Genomic DNA, 22,406 nt, shown 5'->3' with positions numbered 1-22,406 from the left:
TAATGCACGCGGGTTTCCGTGATCTCGCGGATACGCAGGCGCAGCGCACTGTCATCGGCCGCCACAGAACGGTAGCGGAAAGAGCTGCGGCTGACCCGTAGCGCAAAACAGACCTGTCTCACTGGCTCCGTAGCGTGCCTGCAGATCCCGGACCCATTCGCGCAGACGCGCCAGCGTCAGTTCTTTTTTGCCAGCACATCCTGCAGCATGGCCTTGTCGAGGCTCAGATCGGCAACCAGCTTCTTCAGGCGAAGGTTTTCCTCTTCGAGCTGCCGCATATGTTTCAGTTCTGAAGGAGAAATCCCGCCGTATTTTTTTCGCCAGGTGTAAAACGTGGCGTCGGAAATGCCCAGCTTACGGCAGACTTCGGCACGGACGTACCCAGTTCAGCCTACCTCAGGGCAAAGACAATCTGCTCTTCGGTGAATCGTGACTTTTTCATCGGCACAACCTCCACTCGGGGGAGTCATCATCATGCCGGAATTCTGTTTCTGAATGGAGCAGGATTTCGGGTCAGGGTCATACCTCACCATCACAAGCCTCATTGATAGCCGCAGGTGCTCACGATTCGTAATCCTCTGTGACACAGGATTTAATTTAAGTGGTAACCCAAATAACATTCCAGGGCCAATAATTCTCTGTATCAAAAAAAATCGCGTTTATTTTTCCTGTGCTGAAGGTACAGAATAAGAACTGTTACCAGACTCAGCCATACCCCTATAACACATCCAGGGAGTACAACATCCCTGATATCGCTAACATCAAAAGCAAAAACATTTGTTTTAAAATAAAAAATCAGCACAACAGCTACTTTCAATGCTAAAAAAAGAGCACTCATTACTGTGGTAAGAACTACTGAAAGAATTACGAAATAAACCATTACTTTCACTTCCCATCTCCTTTAAGAATTTTTTTACCCTGTTCACTTAGGTACCAACTTGTAAACTCAGAGCTGGTTGAACCAGCACCTGCGCCAATAGCGGATGGAAGCAAAGATATTTTATTCGCTCCAGTGGAAAGTGGTGGCATCTTTAAGCTATACGTTTCTTGAAAGCCATTAGACCAAGGGTTATATACATACTCGAAGTGTTTTTGCACCCTCCCGCCAACTCCATAACCGACCATTGAACCAGCCATTCCTGTGGCCATAGGAACCCAGGGAGACTGGCCATCTAATGCGCTGGAAATGCCCGCAGCGGCTGTATTTACCGTCGTAGTGCCATAAAAGCCCATATTAGCTGTCGTACCTCCTGCAATTACGGCAGCGTAAAAACTATTCAGGCTAAATTTTTCGTTAGGATCAACATACATTTTGTCCCCTTGAGCTAAAAGGTTCCCGACACCATTAGTTCCCGCAACTATGCCTCTATTAACCAGAGTTGAGCTACCCGCCCATTCAGCTACAGAGGGTGCAACAGCCTTGCCTAACGCAGGCATAGCGAGTGAAATCGTTGCGATTGCTGCTTTGGGAATGTTGTTCGATCTCTGCAACTGGTCATAGTTATCAATTACTGGTGTAAGTTGGTTTATGCTGTACTGCGCCAGTTTTTGGTAATCAGCATCACAGCCAGGGGACTGCATGAGTTTAATCAGCGCGTCCTGCTGTTTCACCAGATAATCCTTACTAATCTGGGTAGACTGTGCCTTCTGTTGCTGGGCCGCATCAGCTTTACTTGCCGCATCTACCAGTTTTTTAGGGGAACGGGGCTTCACACTGACGGGATATTTTTTGGAGTGCCGATTACTGCAGTGTTCCAAAAACATATCTTGTCTCTAATAGGAGGAGTTCAGGATAAAAAATCCTGCTAATTATGGGCAGGATTTAAGTTATGTTGCTATTTCTTTTTTTTTGCAATAACGCACCAATAAAAACAATCATTGCCAAATAAATGCCCACAACAAGCCCTGTTCTGGCATACTTCCATATATCTTCTAACGAAACAAACATTGGAACATGATAGAAAAAATGCACAAATATGACGGACCCAAAATAGATAAGTAGAAAACAAACCATTATGCTCAATGGAAAAACAGTAAATAGATATATGAAAATAAATATAAGATTCTTTCTCATTTTACACCAGCCTTCTGAGCTGCATTGTTCGTTACATCGCTCACTGCTTCACCTGCACCACCACCAATCGTTCCGCCAGTAATTGCAGGAATAGAGCTTGGCTGCACACCTTTGCTTATTCCCATTCCAATATCAGTCCAGAGAGAACTGGGAGTTGCCGTATTGAATATTTTATCCAAAAGTGGGGTTGCTATCTTGTTACCTACGGCATAACCAAGCGATCCACCAAGCGTACCTGCAAGCCAACCAACACCAGGATTATTACCTTCAACATAATTAACAGTGGCGCCGGCAGTAGCATTCACGACGACCGTAGGAACAAATTCCATATCTTTAGTGATTATTGTCACCCAATAAGCAGCCATAACGTTATTGAGATCGACGGAACCATTAATACCTTGGTCAGCAATAGCTACAGCACCAGCACTACTCAATCCAGCCGCTACAAGTTCAATAGGAGTAATTGGCATTGACGCAACAGTTCCCATGAGCGCTACAGCTTGCTGACATGATATTGGAGTATCTCCGCTACACGCATCTTTAATCGCTGCTTGCTGCTCATCTTTCCATTTCTCCGTAGTACCTGGCTTATTGGCATCGGCTGCCGCTAGGACACTGGCAAGCGAATTATTCTCAACCGTCGTTTTACCGGTCTGTGCTGCCGTGAACCCATCCGCTGTGCTGCCTCCGGCCAACCCGCCTGCAAGCCCAGCGGCCAGCGTGGCCAGTGCACTTACCGTCTGTTTTTCGGTTTCATTCAGTTCGCTGACAGTTTTACCGTAAGCATTCACCGCTACCATGCCGACAAGTTCTGCCGTTGCGGCACCCGATGCCCCCACCAGGGCATTGTTTCCCTGCGCCGCCGCCAGTGCCGCATTCACCGCCGCGTGAGCAAGTATTTTCCCGCCATCGTCCAGACCGCTGTGTCCGATGACATTCGCTATATAAGGCGCAGATCCTCCCGCCACCGCTTTAGCCAGATCTCCACCCGCCAGACCCTGTACCGCTGCCGTGGCCGCCTGAATAGCCCGCTGGACCTTCCCCCCCGTGCCAAAGCCGGAGTCAGCAAATGCCTGGTCATAAAACGACTGGTAAACCTGACCGGCAATCTCTTTGTCAGTAGGCTCTTTGTCCGGATGGGCTTTGATCAGCGCTTCCTTCGCGGCCCTGAGCTGATCCGGCGAGACATTTTTCATCTTCTCGTTCGCCGCACGGGTGGCTTCAATTTTCCCCTGTGTCGCCGCTATATTTCCTGCCTGAACCCCAATATCCCCTATCAGTTGCGCCTCGCGAAGTCGGTTCTGCTCTTTCTCTTTGTCAAAGATAGGACTCAGCGTCTGGTTTGCATGCTCTGCGTCGCGGCTCAGGCTGGCCACATCCTGCTGCTGCCTCTCCCTGTCGCGAATGATGATGGTTCCTTCGCTGATTGCTGATTTCGTCGTGGAGTTGGCGCTGCCGGAGCCGTTTGCGCCCATCAGCAGCCCGCTCGCCACGTTACCCAGGAACTGGCTCCCTACGCTACCGCCCGAGCTTATCCCCACGCTCTGGTGCTCCACCTTGTATTCCGCGCTGTTCTCTATGTCCTTAAAGCCCAGCGTCCCGGTATCCAGCCGGTTCCGGTCAGCCGTTGCCGTCGAGCCGATTACCGCCCCGTTCAGTTGCGTATGCTCGCCAACCGAGATATCTGCTCCGCCTTTTCCGGCGAAAATCCCTGTCTGTTCCTGCACCGACGCGTACGTGCTGTGCATTTTATCGCGGGACATGCTCAGGGACAGCGAGCCACCGCCCATGCTCGCGCTGCCTCCGGCGCTCATGCTGGTCTGTTTCGAGTCGTAATCGTCTGTGTCCTGCTCACTGGTCAGCGTCAGGTTCCGGCCCACGTCCATTTTCACATTGTTGCCGCTTGCCTGCGCCCCGGTCAGGGTCGTGTCCCGCCCGCTGACAATGCTGAGAGCATTGCCCGCGTTCAGCGTCGTCTCGGTATGTGAAGTGCCGTTACCTTTCTCACTGCCTTTACCTTTGTTTACGCTGGCATTGACTGAAATCCCGTTTGCCCCGCTGCCGAAGTTGATCCCCACGCCATAGGAGCTGCCGTGGCTTTCGTTTTTACCGTCCAGCTTCTGGCTGTTCAGCGCGGACTCCAGCAGCACATCGCGCTTCGCGTCCAGCAGCATATCTTTGCCGGCCTGTAGCTCGCTGCCCTGTACATGGATATCGCCTTCGGTGGCCTTCATCGTCAGATTATTCCCGGCTGTAAGCCGGCTGCCCTGGCTCTGGTTCGAGGTCTGGGTCTGAGTAGATTTCGACGACTGGCTGCCCCAGGAGAGGTTCACGCCCACCACACTACCCGGTGAACCGCCTTCGGCATTATTAAGCTGGTTCCCCTGGTAGGCTTCCACACCACTCAGTGCTGACTGCACACCCTGCAGGGCTGCAAGGCGGCCATTGCTCTCTTTTCTGGCGGAGTTCGCCTGACTCACCGCCTGGTTCACCGCGCTACCTACCGTGCCGGACAGGGCGAGGGTAAGGCCGCTAGTTTTTTGTTCTGTGATGTGGGTTTGCGTACTCTGGTTTTCCGCTGCGAGAATGCTGACCTCTTTCCCGGTCAGCAGCAGATCCTGTTTAGCCAGAACGTCCGAGCCTTTCACCGTCAGGGCGTTACCGGCGCTCAGGTTCACGTTACCGTCTGTGCTGCCCGCCATGCTGCCGGTGCTGCTCCGTGATTTGCCGTCGTCTGTGGTTTTCTGCTCACTCTTGCCATAGCTCACACCAATTCCGCCAGTACCGGAAAGACCGGAGGTTTTCTCCTGGTACTGATGGTTTTCCTGACGGGTGTTTTCCGCCGTGGTCAGGGTCAGATCGTTCCCGGCGATCAGGTTAACGTCATGGGTTGCCGCCACGTTGCTTCCCTTCACCGTCAGGTTATATCCGGCCTGCAGGGTGATGCTGTCGCCGTCCAGCGTACTGCCCTGCGCGTCCGTGACTTTCACGTCATCATGGGTGGTGATCGATTTCTTCGATAGCCAGCCACCGGAGCTTTGCCTGCTGTTCTCCGTCACCTGATAAGAGGATTCGCCGCTGGCGATACTGATATCATTACCTGCCACCATCGCGAGTTTGTCTGCCGCCGTCACGCCTGCTGCGCGAGCATTCACGTCATGTCCGGCGCTCAACGCTACGCTGCCGTTGCCATTGATCTGGCTGCCAGTGTCCGTTGTCTGGATCACGTGCCGGTCATTGCCGCCGCCCCAGTCGCCGGACTCCGTATGGGTGGCAGTCACCGTATTCAGGTTCAGGTCATTTCCGGCAATCAGCTGCGTTTTACTGTTTTTGCCGCTGTTGCTGACCTGGCTGCCGGTCAGGTTGATATTATTCAGCGCCTGCAGCCCCAGCTCCCCCCCTTCGTTCTGCACGAATATCCCGGCCGGGCGGTCTATCCAGTTGTTGATGCCGTCGCCCCGCATGGTGGTAATGCTGTTGAGGTCATGTCCAGCCACGGCAATCAGTCTGTCGCCAGCCTGCAGCGTACCACCAATGTTATTGAGATCGGTACGTGCCTGAAGGCTGATACGGTTGCCGCCAAGATAGCCGCTGTTGGTGATGTTTTCGGCAGTGATCTGTGTGACATCACGTCCGCTGATGTGCCCGCTGTTGGTGAGATCATCTTTCACGTTCAGCGCAATATTGCTGCCGGATATCAGCGCGCCGCTACCATCAAGATCGCCGGAGCGAACGCGGGCATAAACCTGAGGCACCAGTACGCTTTCTACTGAACCGTCAGGCAATGTCACGTCCTGTTTCACCAGCCACACCATGTCGCTGGTCAGGAGCGCCATTTGCTGGGGCGTCAGCGCCACTCCCGGGATTAGGTGGTACTGTTTGCCAAACGCCACGCCCGCATCCATCAGCGAGCGATACTGGTTCTCATCGTTATCAAACCCTTTCAGGAAGCGATTGCCGGTCAGGTCTGTAATCTGCTCGCGGATCAGATTCTGCTCATAAAAACCGTCGCCCAGACGTTTGAGGATATTCCCGCCATCCAGGGCAAACTGGCTTTGCATATAGTCGCTGCTCAGCCACTGCTTCTGATTGGTGAAGCGCGGGTCAGTTTCAATCAGGAAGGGAACATTGTTCGCCGGACGCAGCCGGTAAAGGCTGTTATCGGGCAGGCGAAGGTCAGGCGGCGTGATGCGGATCACGCTGTGCGGGCCGCTGGCAATCTCGACGATTTGCCCCGGAGGTGCCGTTACTGGACGCTGCGCCAGCGCTGTATTCAGCTTGCCAGGATCAATAATCTGGGTTGTGACGCCGCCGGTATCACGGCTGGCGATCGCCGTGCTGCTCCCACTGAGCAGCGTGTTACTCTGCCAGGCCATCTGCTTCAGGTCGATCTTCTGTATAACCGCAGCCGGTGTGTAATTGCTGGTGTCCTTGCCCTGGCTGGTTTTGGTCCCGCCAAGTTTCTTTTTCTTCTTCTTGGCATACCAGCGCGTCTGATTACCTGCGTCAGTAATCACGCGCTCGCCCGGCGTGGCCACGTTATTCAGGCTAACTATCGCTGCGTTTAACAACCCACCGGCCACAACCATACTGTCGTTGTTGTTTAACTGGTTGCTGTTGATGGACATATTGCCCCCGGCAATAATTTTGCCCGGGTCGGTTTTCAACACTCTGGTTTCTTTTACAGTGCGCTGATAGTTGTACTCATAAAATTTTTCGCCGCTGGAGCCGTCCGGCATCGTGGCATTATGAACGCCGTATTTATTTTTTTTGCTGGTGTCGACATCACTCCAGTCGTAATGCGTCGGAGAACCCTGTAGCGCCGCTTCGTGGTGCGTGGATTTTTCCGTCACCACCACCTGCGTTTTCAGGTCGTCGTTGAGGTTGTTAATCTCGCCAGTGCTGAGGGTCATATTGCCGGAGGACTCCAGCGTCGCGCTGTGGTTATTTAACCTCAGCGCCTGTCCCTGAGCCAGCCACTGATCGTTGAGGCTACCGCCGACAGCCATATCGCCCGCGCTGTAAATCAGGGCATGAGCCACGTTATTGAGCGTCCCGGCGCCTACATCCAGGCGCTGACGGGCGGCAATTACCGGTGCCGTACCGTTCTTCGCTTCGTTATTCAGCGTCCCTGCCTGCAGGGAAACGTGGTCGCCATAAATTCGCCCGGTGCCATAGTTGTTCAGCGTGTCGGCGCTGACATGGGTTAAACCGCCATCCAGCAGTCCCCAGTTTGTCAGCGTTCCGCCCACGAGCAGGTGAGTCTCCCCGGCGCTGATTTCGCCGTTTACCCGGTTGAGCAGAGCAGGGAGGCTCGCCGTCAAAATGCCGCCGGCTTTCACAAGACCTTCGTTAATCAGCCCTTCGGCAAAAGAGAAAGTGACGTTGCCGTTAGCAATAATCTGGCCAACGTTAAGCAGCGCTTTTTGCAGGTTCAGTGCCATCGCATCCTGCGAAAGAAGTTTGCCGTCACCGGTGGCTGATCCGGCGTTCAGGCTAAGCATCTTCCCGGCAATGAGCGTCCCTGACCTGTTGTTCAGCGCGAGACCCTGACCACCACTGACGGTTAACTGGCTACCTGAGGAAAGCAGCCCGCCGGTGTTGTCAAGGGTGCAGCCCGCGTTGAGCGTTAAGGCGTCACGACTTCGGACCGCGCCATCGGTGTTGTTGAGCGAGACGGTATTGAGCGTGACGGCCTGGCCTTCAATACCGAGCTGTTCTTTATTCGTGCCACCATTGGCTATACTGGTGGCGTCAAGCGTTGCGGTTTTGCCGCTGCGAATAAGTCCGCTGCTGTTTTCCAGTTCATTTTTTGCCGTGATCTGCAGGTTCCCGGCAGCCTGAACCTGTCCGTTAGTGTTGTTAAGCGTGCTGGCGGTGAGGTTTGCTTCCCCCCCGGCGGCAATGATGCCCCCCTGGTTGTTTAGCGGATTACCCCGGGTATCCAGTTGAGCATTTTCCATGGCGATGATTCGGCCGGCATCATTGAGCAATACGCCGCTGGACAGGGTAAGAGCGCTGCCTGACGTCAGCTCACCTTGTGTGTTAACCAGCTTGCCGCCGCGTAAATCCAGCGAAAGCGACTGGCCTGACTGAATCAGACCATACTGGTTACTGATATCATCACTGATGAGCGAAAGCATGCCATCGCTTGCCAGTGTGCCGGAGGTGTTATCCAGCGCCAGCGTGGAGAGGCTTGCCTCTCCGCCGGACGCTATAAATCCGCTGCTGTTATCCAGCGCGCCGCTGTTCACGGTCAGTGCGCCAAGGCTCAGTACACCACCGTTTTTTCCGCTATTGCGGTTGGAGAATGTGCCATCCGCGACATCCACGGAGAGACTGCTGCCCGCCTGCAGCAAGCCGCCGTCATTGTTTAACCGACTGCCCTTCATACTGAGGCTCCGGGCGCTGGCAATCACGCCACCGCTGTTATCCAGCGCATCACCTTTGATATTCAGCGCGCCTTTGCCCGACAGATTGCCTCCGTTGCGGTTTGTCAGGCTGCCGATGTTCACATTGACGTCCAGCGTTGAGCCAGACTGGAGCGAGCCCGCATCGTTATTCAGTTGATCGCTGCTGAGCTGTAACGCTCCGGAGCTGGCGATAACCCCCTGCCGGTTATCCACCACACCACCGCTCATCGTCAGCGAACCGTTACTGAAAATGCCGTTTTTCCCGCTGTTACGGTTGCTGAGCACACCGCCATGCAGGTCTGCCGCGATATCAGTACCAGCCTGAACCAGCCCCCCGTCATTGTTCAGTCCGCCGCTTTGCAGCGTCACACTGTTGCTGGCGGCAATCACCCCCTGCTGGTTATTCACGCTCTGTTTCGCAGTATTAATTTCGACTGCGTTCGCCTGAATGCGCCCCTGCTGGTTATCGAGCTTCGCTCCGCTCAGTGTCAGTTTTTTACTGTTAGCAACAATGTTACCGTCACGGTTATCAATACCGTCGGCATGCGCAAGCGTCAGCTCAGTTTCGCCGGTTTGCTGCAGCGCACCCTGCCGGTTGGAAACCTGTCGGGCGGTAAGGCTGAGTTTATCCGCGCTCAGAGTGCCACCATCGTTGTTCAGCATTCCGCTGGTGCTGACCGTAATCTGCTGTGCCGCGACATTCGCCTTTGTGGTCAGGACATCACCCTGAGTTGCGGCAAGCTCAACTGAGCCCGCACGGTTCTGGCTCGCACTGAAATCAATGCCCGAGCCCTTTGCCGTCAGTTTGCCTGCCACGCTGTTCTGCCCGCTCACGGTCAGCTTACCCTGACCCTGCATCGCCAGGTCACCTGCCGGGCTGATGCTGCCGTCCGCTTTAATTCCCGTGGCGAGCACGCCGCTGCTGGAAATATCATTGCGGGAGGTGATCTGTATGTTATTGCTCGCCTGGATCTGGCCGCTGTTGGTGACTGAACCGTCGGCATTGACCACCACGTCTCCGGCCGAGGCGCCAAGTATTCCGGCGTTATGGACGCCGACGCCAGCCTCCGTTCCTATCAGCTGGATCTTATTGGAGTACATGCCGCCAAGCTGCGCAACATCCACAGCAAACTGCGGTCGCAGACTGCCATCATCAGATTTCGCTGTGGCCGTATGGTTGGTGGCGCTGACGCTATTACGTCCTGCAGTCACCTCAAGCTCTCTCGCCTGGATACTGGCGTTCACTTTTACCGCCCGGGCGATCAGTTCGGTCGTGTCCTGTCGCGAGCTGTCCATCCCGAGTCCCTGTACGGTAATGGTTCCCCGGTTGACGTCGTAACCGGTTATCTGACCGTTCGACAGCTGCACCTGCCCCGTGGTTAACGTCGTGCGGCTGGCATTGATAAATCCGCAGCCGTTACAGGTGATCCCCGCCGGGTTGGCGATGACTATCTCCGCCTGCCGGCCAGCCACCTCAAGCATGCCGTTGAGCTGGCTGGGATCGCTCGAGTTCACTTCGTTCAGAATGACTTTCGCCTCGCCCTTTGCCAGCCACGGGTTTGCCGCAACCATCCCACCCAGCTGAGTCTGGGTCATCTGGTGCGAGTTGTTTAAAATCGCCCCTTTTTTATCGATATCGAACTGGGTGTACTTATTCTGTGAAACCCCGGCAGCACTCGGCGTCTGGATATTGATTTGCGGCGTACCGTTAGCGCTGCTTATGATAGTCGGCTGCTGCTGACCTGGTGCGCTGCCGTCCGCCACGATCCCCGCCCGGGCTGGCGTACTGACACACCCCATCGCCACTAAAAGGCTGAAGCTGACAGGCGTCAGCCGACTCAGGCAGAGGCGATGAGTGTGTCCCACGCCCCCGGACGGGGAGGCGGCTGCACGACCTGACGCGGCAATATCCGGCACGACCATCATCATTCCGCGCGCCTTGTTAAAGACGATACGATAGAGATTCCTGTTCATCCTTGAGTCCTCAGTATTGCCAGTTCAGGTTGAAACCGAACGTTACAGGATCAGTGGTAAAGCCCTGGGGTTTTGACAGCGGGATCCCGGCAAAGGCGTCATAGCTGGCCCCAAACAGCAGACCCCGCAGTCCGGCCACACCACCAGCCAGGTGGCGACCGACAAGATAAGGGCTGCTGCGACCACTGACTTCGCCGTAATCCATCCCGAGATAGAGCTGCTGGTGGGGTAGCGGCGTATACCAGCCAAACTCATTGCGGACGGTCCAGCCGTTATCCGCGCTCAGCGTGCGTTCGCCGTCGAAGCCCCTCACCGTCCAACGGCTACCGATGGAAAACTGCTCTTGCGGCGTTAAAGGTGTGCTGGTCATTTGCCGCATGTACTGCACGTTGTAGCGGAAGCTTTGCCCGCCAAGCGCAAAGGGCAGTTCAAGCTGGGCATTCAGCTGCAGAATTTTACTCAGAGCCGTCGCTTCGCCAAAATACTCCTCGGTGGCCGGGATCGCACCAAACCAGCGGGTACCACGCTGGTAGCTAATACCCGCATCAAGCGTCGCCGCGTAGATATAATGGCGGTGTTGAAGCCCCATCTTCCAGGCGGCAATCTTCCGGCGCTGCGCGTCTATCCGGGTATCGTCAATGAAATTTTTCGACTCTCGCGTAAGGATTTCGTAGGTAAAGCTGGTCTTCTGACTGCCGTTGCGATGCAGTACACGGCTGAGCTGGAAAGCGAGGTTACTGCTTTCACCCCGATAACGGTAATCCCCGTTCAGCCCGGCGATAGTCTGATAATAATCATTGCTGCTGGCCGTCAGGGTCGCCATCCAGTAGCCAAAAGGCACGGCATACTGTCCGGTATAGTTATGCGTACCTTTCTCATTATGGGGCTGCAGCGCTCTTCCGGCGTTAAGATAGAGCGTATCGCTCAGGCTTAACGGGTTATCAACGTAGAGTGTGACGCCTCCCTGATAGCGGCCGGTACTGCGGCTTCCTGAATCGTCCAGTGACAGACCAAGACGCCACATTCTTGACTGTTTCCAGTCCAGCAATATATCGCTTTCGCCTGGCCGTTCTCCGGGGATAATTTCCATACTGGCCTGAACGGTGGGCACACGCTGGAAATTTTCCAGGCCCTGCTCGATATTACGTAAATCAAGCAGCTCACCTGGTTTTGCAGGGAAACTATTTAACAGCGAAACATATTTCCCGCTTTGAGAGGTAAATTTCACGTGCCGGATTGTCCCCGGCAAAATAAAAAGTATTAACTTACCCGAAATAAGGTTTTGCTGGGGGGCAAGAACGCGTGTCGTGACGTAACCGCTGTCAATAAGGCGATTTTGTATTAGGCTCATCAGTTTATTAATGCCTTTTGCACCCAGACAATGCCCTACGCCGAGACTGCCCAGTTTTTGCAGTGGCAGCCATGAAGGTAATTTATCGCGCTGCTGTAATTCAACCTGTTGAATAAGAAAACAGGGCGATTCCGCGGAAAAATCAATAGATTCTGAAAGCGCAGTCTGCGGTGAAAGCCTGACATCTGGCACCGGCGGCGCCAGCTGTGCTTCACGCGCACGCTGGTTTTCCTGTTGCCGGATAAGCTGTTCATCAGCAACAGGAGCAGTATATCCGTAATGAAAAATTGAAAATAAAACCAAGCTGCTACAGACAGAAGAGTTGATAACACGCACAGAAATTCTCTTTAATTTTATATCCTGAAAATTTGATTTAAAGTCGTCACACAATTACTTTTAGATATTAAGAAAATTCTATCAAAAAGAACCGTGAATCACCACGGATAATCTAGACACTTCCGAGCCGTTGATAAGACTGGTTTTCATCTTCTGTCGGTGACATCTGATCGCCAGAACCATGCCGACGCTTACTGTTATAAAACATTTCGATGTAATCAAAAATATCGCAGCGGGCTTCCTCCCGCGTTCCGTAGATCTTTTTCTTTATCCGTTCGCGTTTCAACAACTGGAAAAAGCTTTCTGCAACCGCATTATCGTGGCAGTTACCGCGACGGCTCATGCTGCCCTCCAGTCCGTGTGATTTCAGGAACGACTGCCACTCATGGCTTGTGTACTGACTGCCCTGATCCGAATGAACAGCACCTGTTTTTGGGAATTACGCCGCCATACAGCCATAAGCAGTGCGTTCAGGACAATGTCCTTTGTCATCCGGGATTGCATGGACCAGCCGATAATTTTGCGTGAGAACAGATCAACAACCACGGCAGGATACAGCCAGCCTTCGTGGGTCCTGATATAGGTTATGTCGGTTACCCAACGCTCATCCGGAGCATCCGGATTGAACTGTCGCTGGAGCCTGTTGGGCGACACGATACTGGCCTCGCCTTTACGTGCCCGCGGGCTCCGGTATCCGACCTGAGCCTTTATCCCGACACGTTTCATCAGTCGCCAGACTCTGTTGACTCCGCACTGTTGCCCGCTGTCCCGCAGATCCAGATGGATCTTGCGATAACCATAGACGCATCCCGATTCCAGCCAGAACTGTTTAATCTGTCCTGTCAGTCTCAGGTCTGCCTGATGGCGTTGTGAATGCGGCTGCTGAAGCCAGGCGTAAAAGCCACGGGGATGAACATCCAGCACCCGACAGAGCAGGCGAACAGGCCAGCAACGGGCGTTGTCACGGATAAAGACGTACCTCAGTCGGACAGTTTTGCGAAGTACGCCGCGGCTTTTTTTAATATGTCCCGTTCGTCAGTAACCCGCTTCAGCTCTTTCTGAAGACGGCGGATCTCGGCCTGAGCATCTGACTGTTCTTTATGAGTGGAGGAATCCGGACCGTACTTCTTTATCCAGGCGTAAAGGCTGTGGGTGGTGTGACCTGCCCCCAGGATTAGATATAACGTTCAGTTAGTAATGTCGGTTGATTGATCCTGACCCAGAATATGATCCAGCCGTAATCAGGAATAACCGGCTTCATGTTGGCTGCATATTCTGCCAACCGGCAGACTTCTCAGCAAATTCAGATGGCGTCATCCAGCCCGGTGCAGAATGGGGACGCCTCTGATTATAGTGTATGCGCCAGGCCCCGATTTTGCACCGTGCATCCTCCAGAGACTTGAACCCGTTCTCGTTCAGACATTCCTGTCGCAGCCTGCCATTGAACGACTCCACTGTGGCATTGTCCGTCGGTGTTCCCGGCCGGGAAAAGTCTATATGGATCCCCCGTTCATACACCCACTTGTCCAGCATTTTCCCTGCAAATTCAGAGGCGTTATCGGTTTTCAGCAATTGTGGTAAGGGTCGTCTGAGCGCAATGGTGTTCAGCATCTCTGCGACCTCCGTTGAGCGCAGATTCTGGCCCCCGCAGATCCCCGGGCATTCGCGTGTGAACAAATCGATAACCGTCAGCAGACGCAGCCGGCGGCCGTCAAATAGCGCACCGGAGACAGAGTCCATGTACCGGACATGGTTCGGATACAGCCCCTGAGGCTGTTGCTGGCGGCGCTGTGCCGACTTATAGCGACGGGGACGTTTGAGACGCAGGGACAGGCCCTGCTCGCTGTAGAGACGGTAAATGCGATTATGGTTATCCCGCCAGCCCTACCGCCTGAGCAGGATGTGAACCCGCCGGTAACCTTAATGCACGCGGGTTTCCGTGATCTCGCGGATACGCAGGCGCAGCGCACTGTCATCGGCCGCCACAGAACGGTAGCGGAAAGAGCTGCGGCTGACCCGTAGCGCAAAACAGACCTGTCTCACTGGCTCCGTAGCGTGCCTGCAGATCCCGGACCCATTCGCGCAGACGCGCCAGCGTCAGTTCTTTTTTGCCAGCACATCCTGCAGCATGGCCTTGTCGAGGCTCAGATCGGCAACCAGCTTCTTCAGGCGAAGGTTTTCCTCTTCGAGCTGCCGCATATGTTTCAGTTCTGAAGGAGAAATCCCGCCGTATTTTTTTCGCCAGGTGTAAAACGTGGCGTCGGAAATGCCCAGCTTACGGCAGACTTCGGCACGGACGTACCCAGTTCAGCCTACCTCAGGGCAAAGACAATCTGCTCTTCGGTGAATCGTGACTTTTTCATCGGCACAACCTCCACTCGGGGGAGTCATCATCATGCCGGTATTCTGTTTCTGAATGGAGCAGGATTTCGGGTCAGGGTCACCTTCTCTTCCCGGTCACCTTTTGCTCTAAATAATCTGCAACTATCGCAGCAATACATAACGCTGCCTGAAGTATTGCCGATAACAACATCAGCCCTCACATTACCCGGTAAATTTGATGCGTATCCCGTCACTGAAACATATTTTCCCGCTGAGCCGCCTGCGCTCAGCCGCTTCTTATAATGCAATTAGTCACAATAAGCCGGTCATTGAATTCAGTCCGCAAGGGACGATACATAAAGCCAGTCCGCTTTTTCTCTCGACGATGGGCTACCGGGCTGACGAAATCATCGGGCAGCACCATCGTATATTCTGCCCGCCAACACTTGTTAACTCAGCGGAATACAGCGAGTTCTGGCAGCGCCTTGCCAGGGGCGAGAGCTTTAGCGGCAAGTATCTGCGGCTGGCAAAAGGAAACCGTCCCGTATGGCTTGAAGCCAGTTATATCCCCGTTACTGACCGCCGTGGCCGGGTAACCAGAGTGATTAAAATTGCTGCCGATATCTCTGAGCGCATCCATTTTGCCCTTGAACAGGAAGCCATCGTCAATGCTATCAACCGCTCTATGGCCATTATCTCCTTCAGCCCTGACGGTAACGTGCTGGACGCCAATGAAAATTTCCTTAACACCACAGGTTATGAAAGACGTGACGTTATCGGTAAGCATCATCGTCTGTTTTGTTCAGCGACGCTTTATAAAAGTGACGAGTACCGACAGTTCTGGGAGAGGCTGAATCAGGGTGAATTTTTTTCCGGTCAGTATCCGCGCCTTAATAGTCGCGAAGAGCCTCTGTGGCTGCGGGCAACGTATAACCCTGTCTTCAACAGTGACGGGAAGCTGTACAAAATTGTGAAATTCGCTACGGATGTCACGGCAGATGTTCTGCGCAACCAGAGAGAGCAAGAGGCGGCTGTGCATGCATGGGATATGGCCGTACAGACTCGCGGAAGTGCGCAGACCGGCGCCAGCGTTATCGAAAACAGCATCCGTATGATTGATAAAATTGCACAGGGGATGGGCGCTGTCTCCACCGATGTCTCCCAACTCAACAATCAATCTGACAGCATTGACGGCATGGTTGAAACCATCCGGAGCTTCGCCATGCAGACACGACTTATTGCACTGAATGCCGCGATTGAGGCAGCAAGGGCGGGCACATTCGGCAGAAGTTTTGCAGTGGTTGCCGCAGAAGTACGCACTCTGGCGGCCAGCGTCAGTAGCGCGACCGAAGAAATTGAGCGCGTCGTCGCCAGCAATAATCAGCTGGCTAAAGAGGTTCTCAGCGGCATTGAAAACAACCTGATGAATACCCGTGAGGGCGTCACGCTGATGCGTGAGGCGGGTGAAGTGATCGCCAGCATTCAGGAGAATGCCGCAGGGGTTGAGGCTGCGGTTAAGGATGTCGCCATTTCCGTAAAAGCGAATTAGTGACAAGCCGTTTTAACACGCGAAAAAGGTAGCGCTGAACTTCACAGCAGTAATGAACCCCTGCGTTTTGTTAGCGCCCCTTGGGTTGTAAGCGAAAGCGCTAAACGGTTGCGTTTGCTAACTGAGGGGACGCTTTCCCCCTCTGGTGGATAGCGTTCCCTCAGTTTAGTTAAGGCTTGTTCTTAACATTCAACTCGCTCATGATGCCCAGAAACGCGATGCACACAGGGATAAGTGAACCCCATAGCACTGCATTCCAGCCATAGTGATTAAGCAGTGCGCCTGACGAAAACGACCCGACGATCATGACACCAAACACCACAAAATCATTCAATGACTGAACCTGCGTTTTCTCCTCCGGGCGGTGAAAGTCGATGATTTTCGCCGAGGCTCCCGTGAAGCCAAAATTCCAGCCAAGCCCCAGTAAAATCAGCGACAGCCAGTAATGGAAGACATCCGTCCCGCTGAGACCGGCAAAGACAGAGCACGCCGTAATAAGCAAACCCAGCGCCGCGATCCGCATGGCACCGAAGCGGTTAATCAGCCTGCCGGTAAAAAAGCCCGGCCCATACATGGCGATCACATGCCACTGAATGCCCAGATTGGACGCCTGCTGGGAGATACCGTGCATATGCATAGAAAGTGGTGCGGCGGTCATTAAAAAGTTCATCACCATGTAGGTCACGGCGCCGCTGAAAACGGTACGGGTAAAGCCAGGCTGACGGACAATCTCGCGCAAAGGGCGCCCAGCGGCTTTGACGCTTACGACCGACTCCGTTGTCTTCACGCCGCGCAGTATGAAGGCAGAGAGAACGGCGACGAAAGCCTGCGCAATAAAGGTGATAGCGAAAGTATGCGGCGGCCAGAGATCCATTGTCCCGGTTACCAGCATTGGGCCAATCACACCGGCCAATACCCCTCCCCCCATCACCAGGGAGAGGGCTCGTGCCCGGCGCTCGGGTGCAACGCCATCCGTTGCGGCAAACCGAAAGCTGAGAGCAACGGCGGCATACGCACCGCCAATAAACGCAGCGATGCAAAACAGGAGAAATGAGCCAGTCACCACCGCCAGCGCGGCTGTCAGGCCGGTAATGACACCAGCCCCGGTGCCGACCATAAAAGCGGCTTTACGCCCCCTTTTTCGCGCCAGTGCCCCTAACGGCAGAATAGAGGCCGCCATCCCCAACACAAACATGGTAATAGGCAACGTCGCCAGCGAACTGCTGGGGGCGATGGCATTACCGACAATGGCACCGGTTGCGTAGAAGACCACCGAATTAGCACCCGCGAGTGCCTGAGCGGCAGACAGGCGAATGATATTATTATTTTGCTCTGCAACGGGCAGAGTAAGTTCTGCAGTCATCTGATTACCTATCCTGATTCATGGTGAGCGCAAGCCGGTAGCGCCTGTCCGCGCCGCTAGCCTCAATTTTTATCAGCGCTTCATCCGCTGCTGGCACGGCAGCGGCCTGACAACCTTTTCCAGCGCCGCGACCTGCATAGCACGCACAGTATCACCTGTATTACGAATAGTGCGAGAGCAACAATGAGTAGGTTTTATCACTGGTAAAGGAGTGGCAACACGTTCTGATCGCATGCCTTCGCGCCACGTCGTCACCAGGTCATAATGTGCAGTCTGGATTGGCATCATTACTCCAGTGCCGCACGAGCCCCCCGTGCGGCATGGTTATCAGGCGTTACGGCCAGCCATTACGCCGCCATCAATATCCCAGATAGCGCCGGTAACCCAGCCGGTCTTATCAGAGAGCAGGAAAGCAACGGTTTCTGCGATATCACCCGGCGTACCCACGCGACCAATCGGGTGGAAACTGTCGAAGCTGTTCATCACCCCTTTCACCTCTTCTTTTGGGATGAAGCCTTCATAAATTGGGGTATGGACAACGGCCGGGGAGACGGCATTAACGCGAATACCGTTGCCGCCCAACTCAATCGCCATGTTTTTCGTCAGCGCGTGCAGACCGGCTTTCGCCATGGAGTAGGCAGAAGACGGTGTAGCGCCAATAGCCTGCTGCGCCCACATAGAACCGATATTTACGATGGAGCCTTTAATACCGGCAGCCACCATATTGCGCACCACGTCGCGGGTGATAAAAAAGGTCGCGCGATTGAGGTTCATATACATGTCGTAATCAGACATTTCATGTTCGGTGAACGGTTTCGGGAAGAACACACCGGCAGCATTCACCAGCAGGCTGATATCTTTATGTTCAGCGTTAAGGGTGTTCATCACGTGCTGCATCCCCTCTTCTTTCATCAGGTCCGCAATAATAATGGAAACCTGTCCATCTGCTGCCAGCGCCTGGCGAGCCTGCTCGGCTTTGTCCTGCCGATTGCCCACCAGCACTACGCTGCCACCGTTTTTTAGTACCAGTTTCGCCGTTTCGAAGCCCATACCGCTGGTACCGCCGACCACTAACAGTTTTTTACCTGCAAAAGATGCGTTCATCGCAAACCTCTAAAATCATTCAATTGTCATGGATTAGTAGCCCTGCTCCTCATCGTGTGAACCCAGAATGCCAGCCCGAAGCCAGGTTGACGACTGAGAAGAAATTGCGATACAGAAAAGAAAATCTTTCTCGCTCAGGTATACTGAAAAAACGATGAATCAGGAAACCTGTGATGCGATCCCTAAACCGACTGAAATGGCTGCACGCTTTTGAAGCTACCGCCCGGCACGGCAGCTTTACCGGCGCAGCCCAGGAGCTGGGCGTGACGCCCGCCGCCGTGGGCCAGCTTGTCCGTTCACTGGAGCAATGGGTGGGACATCCGCTGCTTCACCGCACCCGTTCAGGGAAAGAGCGCTTAACGCTGGTGGATGAAGCGCAAGAAGCCCTTCAGGACATTACTCATGGTCTGGACAAGCTGGAAATCGGCTTAAACAAACTGCGCGGGCGCCGGGCACGCTCCGCTGTGGTGGTAACCGCTTCACAGGTCCTGATGATGAACTGGCTGATGGATCGGCTTAACCGCTTCTCAGAAACCCATGAGACCATCGACCTGCGGCTCAACGTGACGGAAAAGCTGATGGATGTGTCGCACGGCGAAGCGGATATCGGCATTCGCTGCGGTCAGGGAGAGTGGACGGGGGTGAATAAAACCTGGCTGATGGATGAAGAAGCGGTGCTGGTTTGCAGCCCACGGCTGGTTCCGCCTGAGAAAATGGCCTGCGGTGAATGGCTCGCCACGCAAAAACTGATCCACGATGACACGCCGCACCCCGGCGCGAATTTTCCCTCCTGGGGGGAGATTCTCAGGGGCGTAGACGCGCCCGAAGCCTTAGATAGCGGGCTGCATATCAATTCCACTTCCGCCGTCATCCTGGCGGCTCTCGGCGGTCGCGGAGTGGCGATTGTTCGTTACGCGCTGGTAAAGCAGCTGATTGAAATCGGTCAATTGGTTCAGTTGCACCCCGCTCATCGCTGGCCCCTCACCTGGTCATACTATCTGGTGACCCCGCAACACCACGCCCTGCGCCATGAAGTAAAAATCTTTCACGACTGGCTTCTTCAGGACGTCCTCGCCGAACAGGTATAACGTTTAAGCCATCAACAACGACATAGAATTTCTTCTCTGCTGCACAAGGTTATCTGATTTGTTGAAGCCGTCGGGCTTACTGATAATCGCCCTCAATATGACGTGATGTAACGGGTATTTTGCAAACAGACCGGAGTTTTTCACTGTTTTTAAACTGGAATGAATATCGCAGCGGCCTGCTCGCCACCCTCAGTAAATTTGCCAAACTGCAGCCTGAATTGATGCAAGGATTTCAGCAAATGGATAAAGGGGCCGCAGAAAATAAGCACCTCGATCCTAAACCCATAAACTGATCGCACTGGTCGTGGCTGTCACCACCCGCTGCGACGGCTGTCTGGCCGTGCATGTGGATGCCGCGGTCAAGAATGGCGCCACGCGTGAAGAGATCGCCGAAGCGCTTGCCGTAGCCATTAACCTGAACACCGGCGCAGCGTTAACTTATCCCGCCCGTGCTTTGGATGTTTACGATAACCTACCGGGTTATTCACCAGAATATCGGTCTGGTTCAGCTGGGAGGTCAAAGCCTCAACGCCCTTTGCGGTACTGATGTCAGCCAGGAATCTGCGGATTTTACCCAGCGGCGCGGCAGCGTGAATCTCGTCTACTGCCGCAGCCAGTTTTTCCCGATCGCGACCGGTAATCGTGACCTCAGCCCCTTCCCTTGCCAGCGTACGGGCGATGGCAAAACCAATGCGTCGCTGCCGTGACAATCGCTGTTTTACCGTTCAGTTGCAGGTCCATTTTTTTCCTTATTTTTAGCTGGATTATTTCAGGCGCTTCAGTTGTTCGTCAGCCACACCGTTGGCCGAGGCCGGGTTCTGACCGGTAATCAACTCACGATCTGTCTCCACATGCGGTGTAAAGGGCTCATCGTTGCTGCTAAATTTTCCCCCCGCCTGTTGCAGAGCCGTTTGTGGATAGAATTTCATTGCGCCGCCGTTACCAGCCGCGGGCGCTCCCGCCCCTTTTCCTTAATCTCCCCCCACATAAAGGCATGTCATCAGCATGCCAGGCGCTTATTCAATTTTTGACCAGTGCAGCCGGTCATACCGAACACGCTACACGCTGAATGGTGTTATCAATAACGGGGAACGGGTCAGGTGCGATGTTCGAGTTGAGCGAAAAGCGAGTCGGCCTGCTTAATAACCCTTGCTAACAACCAAGGCTTAATAATTCGAAATCAATGTAACTGGAAAGGTTTTTATTACTATCAGGCATTTGAAAATTGAAGTCGGTAAGAAGATCCCAACCTATAGCAATGCCTATAAGACGCTGTGAAGATGCATGAAGATCTCCCGTGACGGCTAAGCCTCTTTCATCTACAACGGCATGCAACGCAGCGGCAACCCTGACGCGCCAGCTTTCAAGAACAGTCTGGACTGACTCACGGATAAGGTTGTTCTGACATGACGTAAAAATTGCCTCCTTCCACAAGCGTTCCACACCTGGGCCTGAATCAGAAGCCTCACAATCGAGCAAAAGTCGCAGTTGATCAATTGGAGTCAGTGAGTCTCTTATATGGTCATACCTTTTTGCCAGACGTAATCCAAACTCTCTGAAAGCTTCGGCGCGAAGTGCATCTGCTGAGGAAAAATGATGATGAATCTGACCTGGAGAGGCATCGATGACTGCTGCAACAGCTCTAACCGTTGCGGCAGCTAAGCCATCGCTGATCGTTAATGAAACAGCAGCGTCCACAATTTGTGCCCGGCGCTCTTCCCGAGTTAGATAAGACATTAACGGCCTCATTGAACCTAAAAATAATTGAGCAGAATAAACTAAAAAAGATTTGTACACATGTCCAATTTAAATCTGGACATGCGTACAGATTTAATTATATTGATGCTCATAGCGTTAAAATCAATCACCTATAATGCGGTATATGGAGTCAAGCATGACAAAAATTCTTATCATTGGCGCGGCAGGCAACGTAGCTTCCCGCATCGTCGCGGGCTTATCCCAAAAAACGGATGTCTCTCTTAGGCTCACAAGCAGCCGCAAGGAAGGAGTGCAAAAACTACAAGCTGCATACCCTGAAGCTGAGGTCGTGCATGCTGATTGGTATGATGTGCAAAGTCTTCATGCTGCGTTTGAAGGGATGAATCGTATCGTTGTGATCCCACCTGATTTTGTAACCGATGAAGAGAAAGCTACTCCAAACATTATTACCGCTGCGAAAGCCAGTCCAACCGTTGATCTTGTTGTTCGTATGCTTGCTAATTCACAAACAACCAGCGCCGACGATCTCGACCCAGAATATCGAGCGGTTAAAGTGGGTAGCAGCTTGCACACTGTTGCACAGGGAATATATGCAAAAAGTGATATTCCTGTTGCATTTGTGAATGCGGGTGGCTGGTTCTTTAGTAATCTCTCATGGATGGTTGCTTCAGACGTAAAAGAGCATAAAAAAGTTCTTCTGCCGCACGACGCATCTCGTTTCTGGCTGAATGAGGACGATCTCGCGGCGATATTTATTAAAGTCCTTTTGGAGGGGCCGGAAAAACACGCCGGGAAGAATCATAGTATTACGGGGATTGGTCGCTACAGATTTAGCGATGTCGCTGCGATTATCAGTGCTGAAACGGGTAAGGATATTCAGTATGAAGATACTGATGCAGGAATTAAAAACTGGGCAGGAGAACAGGCGGAAACGTTAATTCAGTATATGAAACATGAAAGTAAAATCTGGGATGCTGCACATGCTAGTTCCGATTTTTTTAAACTCATGGGGCATTATCCAGAGACGCTTCAAAGTTTCATCCATAAAAATCGCGACTGGTTCATTTAATCTACAGATATAGACAGATACATATGCATTATAAATGTAGCCTG

Annotated in this window: 12 protein-coding genes and 4 pseudogenes; 4 read left to right on the top strand and 12 right to left on the bottom strand. The window is 53.4% G+C overall.

Annotated features, from left to right (window positions below; translation table 11 throughout):
- The 7 genes and pseudogenes from RW65_RS22930 to RW65_RS22925 all read right to left on the bottom strand — a co-directional run.
- Positions 1 to 385 (bottom strand): annotated as a pseudogene (locus tag RW65_RS22930) (transposase); the annotation flags it as partial.
- 258 nt (positions 386 to 643) lie between these two features.
- Entirely contained in the window at positions 644 to 889 is a 246-nt protein-coding gene (locus RW65_RS01115) for a hypothetical protein (protein ID WP_039054807.1), read from the bottom strand.
- The gene (locus tag RW65_RS01110; protein WP_039054806.1) at positions 886 to 1,764 is read right to left on the bottom strand and encodes a hypothetical protein; all 879 of its coding nucleotides are present in this window, start codon (positions 1,762 to 1,764) and stop codon (positions 886 to 888) included. Before RW65_RS01110 ends, RW65_RS01115 begins: the two co-directional genes overlap by 4 nt.
- Before the next feature lie 306 nt (positions 1,765 to 2,070).
- A complete protein-coding gene (locus RW65_RS01100; protein WP_039054804.1) occupies positions 2,071 to 10,461 on the bottom strand; it encodes a hemagglutinin repeat-containing protein in 8,391 nt (2,796 codons plus the stop codon).
- A gap of 10 nt (positions 10,462 to 10,471) precedes the next feature.
- Positions 10,472 to 12,169, bottom strand: coding sequence for a ShlB/FhaC/HecB family hemolysin secretion/activation protein (locus tag RW65_RS01095; protein ID WP_156123946.1), 1,698 nt, complete (start codon positions 12,167 to 12,169; stop codon positions 10,472 to 10,474).
- Between the two features lie 91 nt (positions 12,170 to 12,260).
- Positions 12,261 to 13,311: pseudogene (locus tag RW65_RS21485) on the bottom strand (IS3 family transposase); the annotation flags it as partial.
- Positions 13,312 to 13,405: 94 nt separating this feature from the next.
- A pseudogene (locus tag RW65_RS22925) lies at positions 13,406 to 14,454 on the bottom strand (IS3 family transposase).
- 254 nt (positions 14,455 to 14,708) lie between these two features.
- Here RW65_RS22925 and RW65_RS01065 point away from each other — a divergent pair.
- Positions 14,709 to 16,019 (top strand): methyl-accepting chemotaxis protein, encoded by a 1,311-nt coding sequence (locus tag RW65_RS01065; protein WP_039054800.1) that lies wholly within the window; start codon positions 14,709 to 14,711, stop codon positions 16,017 to 16,019.
- A 169-nt stretch (positions 16,020 to 16,188) separates the two neighbouring features.
- On the opposite strand, the gene RW65_RS01060 is transcribed toward RW65_RS01065, so the two are convergent.
- Complete coding sequence (locus tag RW65_RS01060; protein WP_039054799.1) at positions 16,189 to 17,382, bottom strand: MFS transporter; 1,194 nt, start codon at positions 17,380 to 17,382, stop codon at positions 16,189 to 16,191.
- A 327-nt stretch (positions 17,383 to 17,709) separates the two neighbouring features.
- Positions 17,710 to 18,486, bottom strand: a complete 777-nt coding sequence (locus RW65_RS01055) for an SDR family NAD(P)-dependent oxidoreductase (protein ID WP_039054798.1) — start codon at positions 18,484 to 18,486, stop codon at positions 17,710 to 17,712.
- Positions 18,487 to 18,659: 173 nt separating this feature from the next.
- Between RW65_RS01055 and RW65_RS01050 the strand changes: the two genes are divergently transcribed.
- Both RW65_RS01050 and RW65_RS21470 read left to right on the top strand, forming a co-directional pair.
- Positions 18,660 to 19,574 (top strand): LysR substrate-binding domain-containing protein, encoded by a 915-nt coding sequence (locus RW65_RS01050; RefSeq protein WP_039054797.1) that lies wholly within the window; start codon positions 18,660 to 18,662, stop codon positions 19,572 to 19,574.
- A gap of 143 nt (positions 19,575 to 19,717) precedes the next feature.
- Positions 19,718 to 20,052, top strand: a pseudogene (locus RW65_RS21470) (carboxymuconolactone decarboxylase family protein); the annotation flags it as partial.
- Here RW65_RS21470 and RW65_RS21465 read toward each other — a convergent pair.
- The 3 genes from RW65_RS21465 to RW65_RS01040 form a co-directional block, all read right to left on the bottom strand.
- The gene (locus RW65_RS21465) at positions 19,985 to 20,284 is read right to left on the bottom strand and encodes an SDR family NAD(P)-dependent oxidoreductase (protein WP_072037679.1); all 300 of its coding nucleotides are present in this window, start codon (positions 20,282 to 20,284) and stop codon (positions 19,985 to 19,987) included. The pseudogene RW65_RS21470 and the gene RW65_RS21465 sit on opposite strands and share 68 nt — an antisense overlap.
- Positions 20,285 to 20,338: 54 nt before the next feature.
- A complete protein-coding gene (locus tag RW65_RS22510) occupies positions 20,339 to 20,503 on the bottom strand; it encodes a type 1 glutamine amidotransferase family protein (protein ID WP_156123943.1) in 165 nt (54 codons plus the stop codon).
- A 223-nt stretch (positions 20,504 to 20,726) separates the two neighbouring features.
- The gene (locus RW65_RS01040) at positions 20,727 to 21,311 is read right to left on the bottom strand and encodes a TetR family transcriptional regulator (protein ID WP_052250252.1); all 585 of its coding nucleotides are present in this window, start codon (positions 21,309 to 21,311) and stop codon (positions 20,727 to 20,729) included.
- 157 nt (positions 21,312 to 21,468) lie between these two features.
- Between RW65_RS01040 and RW65_RS01035 the strand changes: the two genes are divergently transcribed.
- Positions 21,469 to 22,362 carry an NmrA family NAD(P)-binding protein gene (locus RW65_RS01035; RefSeq protein WP_039054795.1) on the top strand — a complete coding sequence of 298 codons (894 nt, stop codon included), beginning with the start codon at positions 21,469 to 21,471 and terminating at the stop codon, positions 22,360 to 22,362.
- The last annotated feature ends 44 nt before the right edge of the window (positions 22,363 to 22,406 follow it).

It is taken from the genome of Enterobacter sp. Bisph1 (assembly GCF_000814905.1).
GTDB lineage: Bacteria > Pseudomonadota > Gammaproteobacteria > Enterobacterales > Enterobacteriaceae > Kosakonia.
The sequence above is the reverse complement of the archived record's forward strand: the minus strand, read 5'-3'. Positions and strand labels throughout refer to the sequence as shown.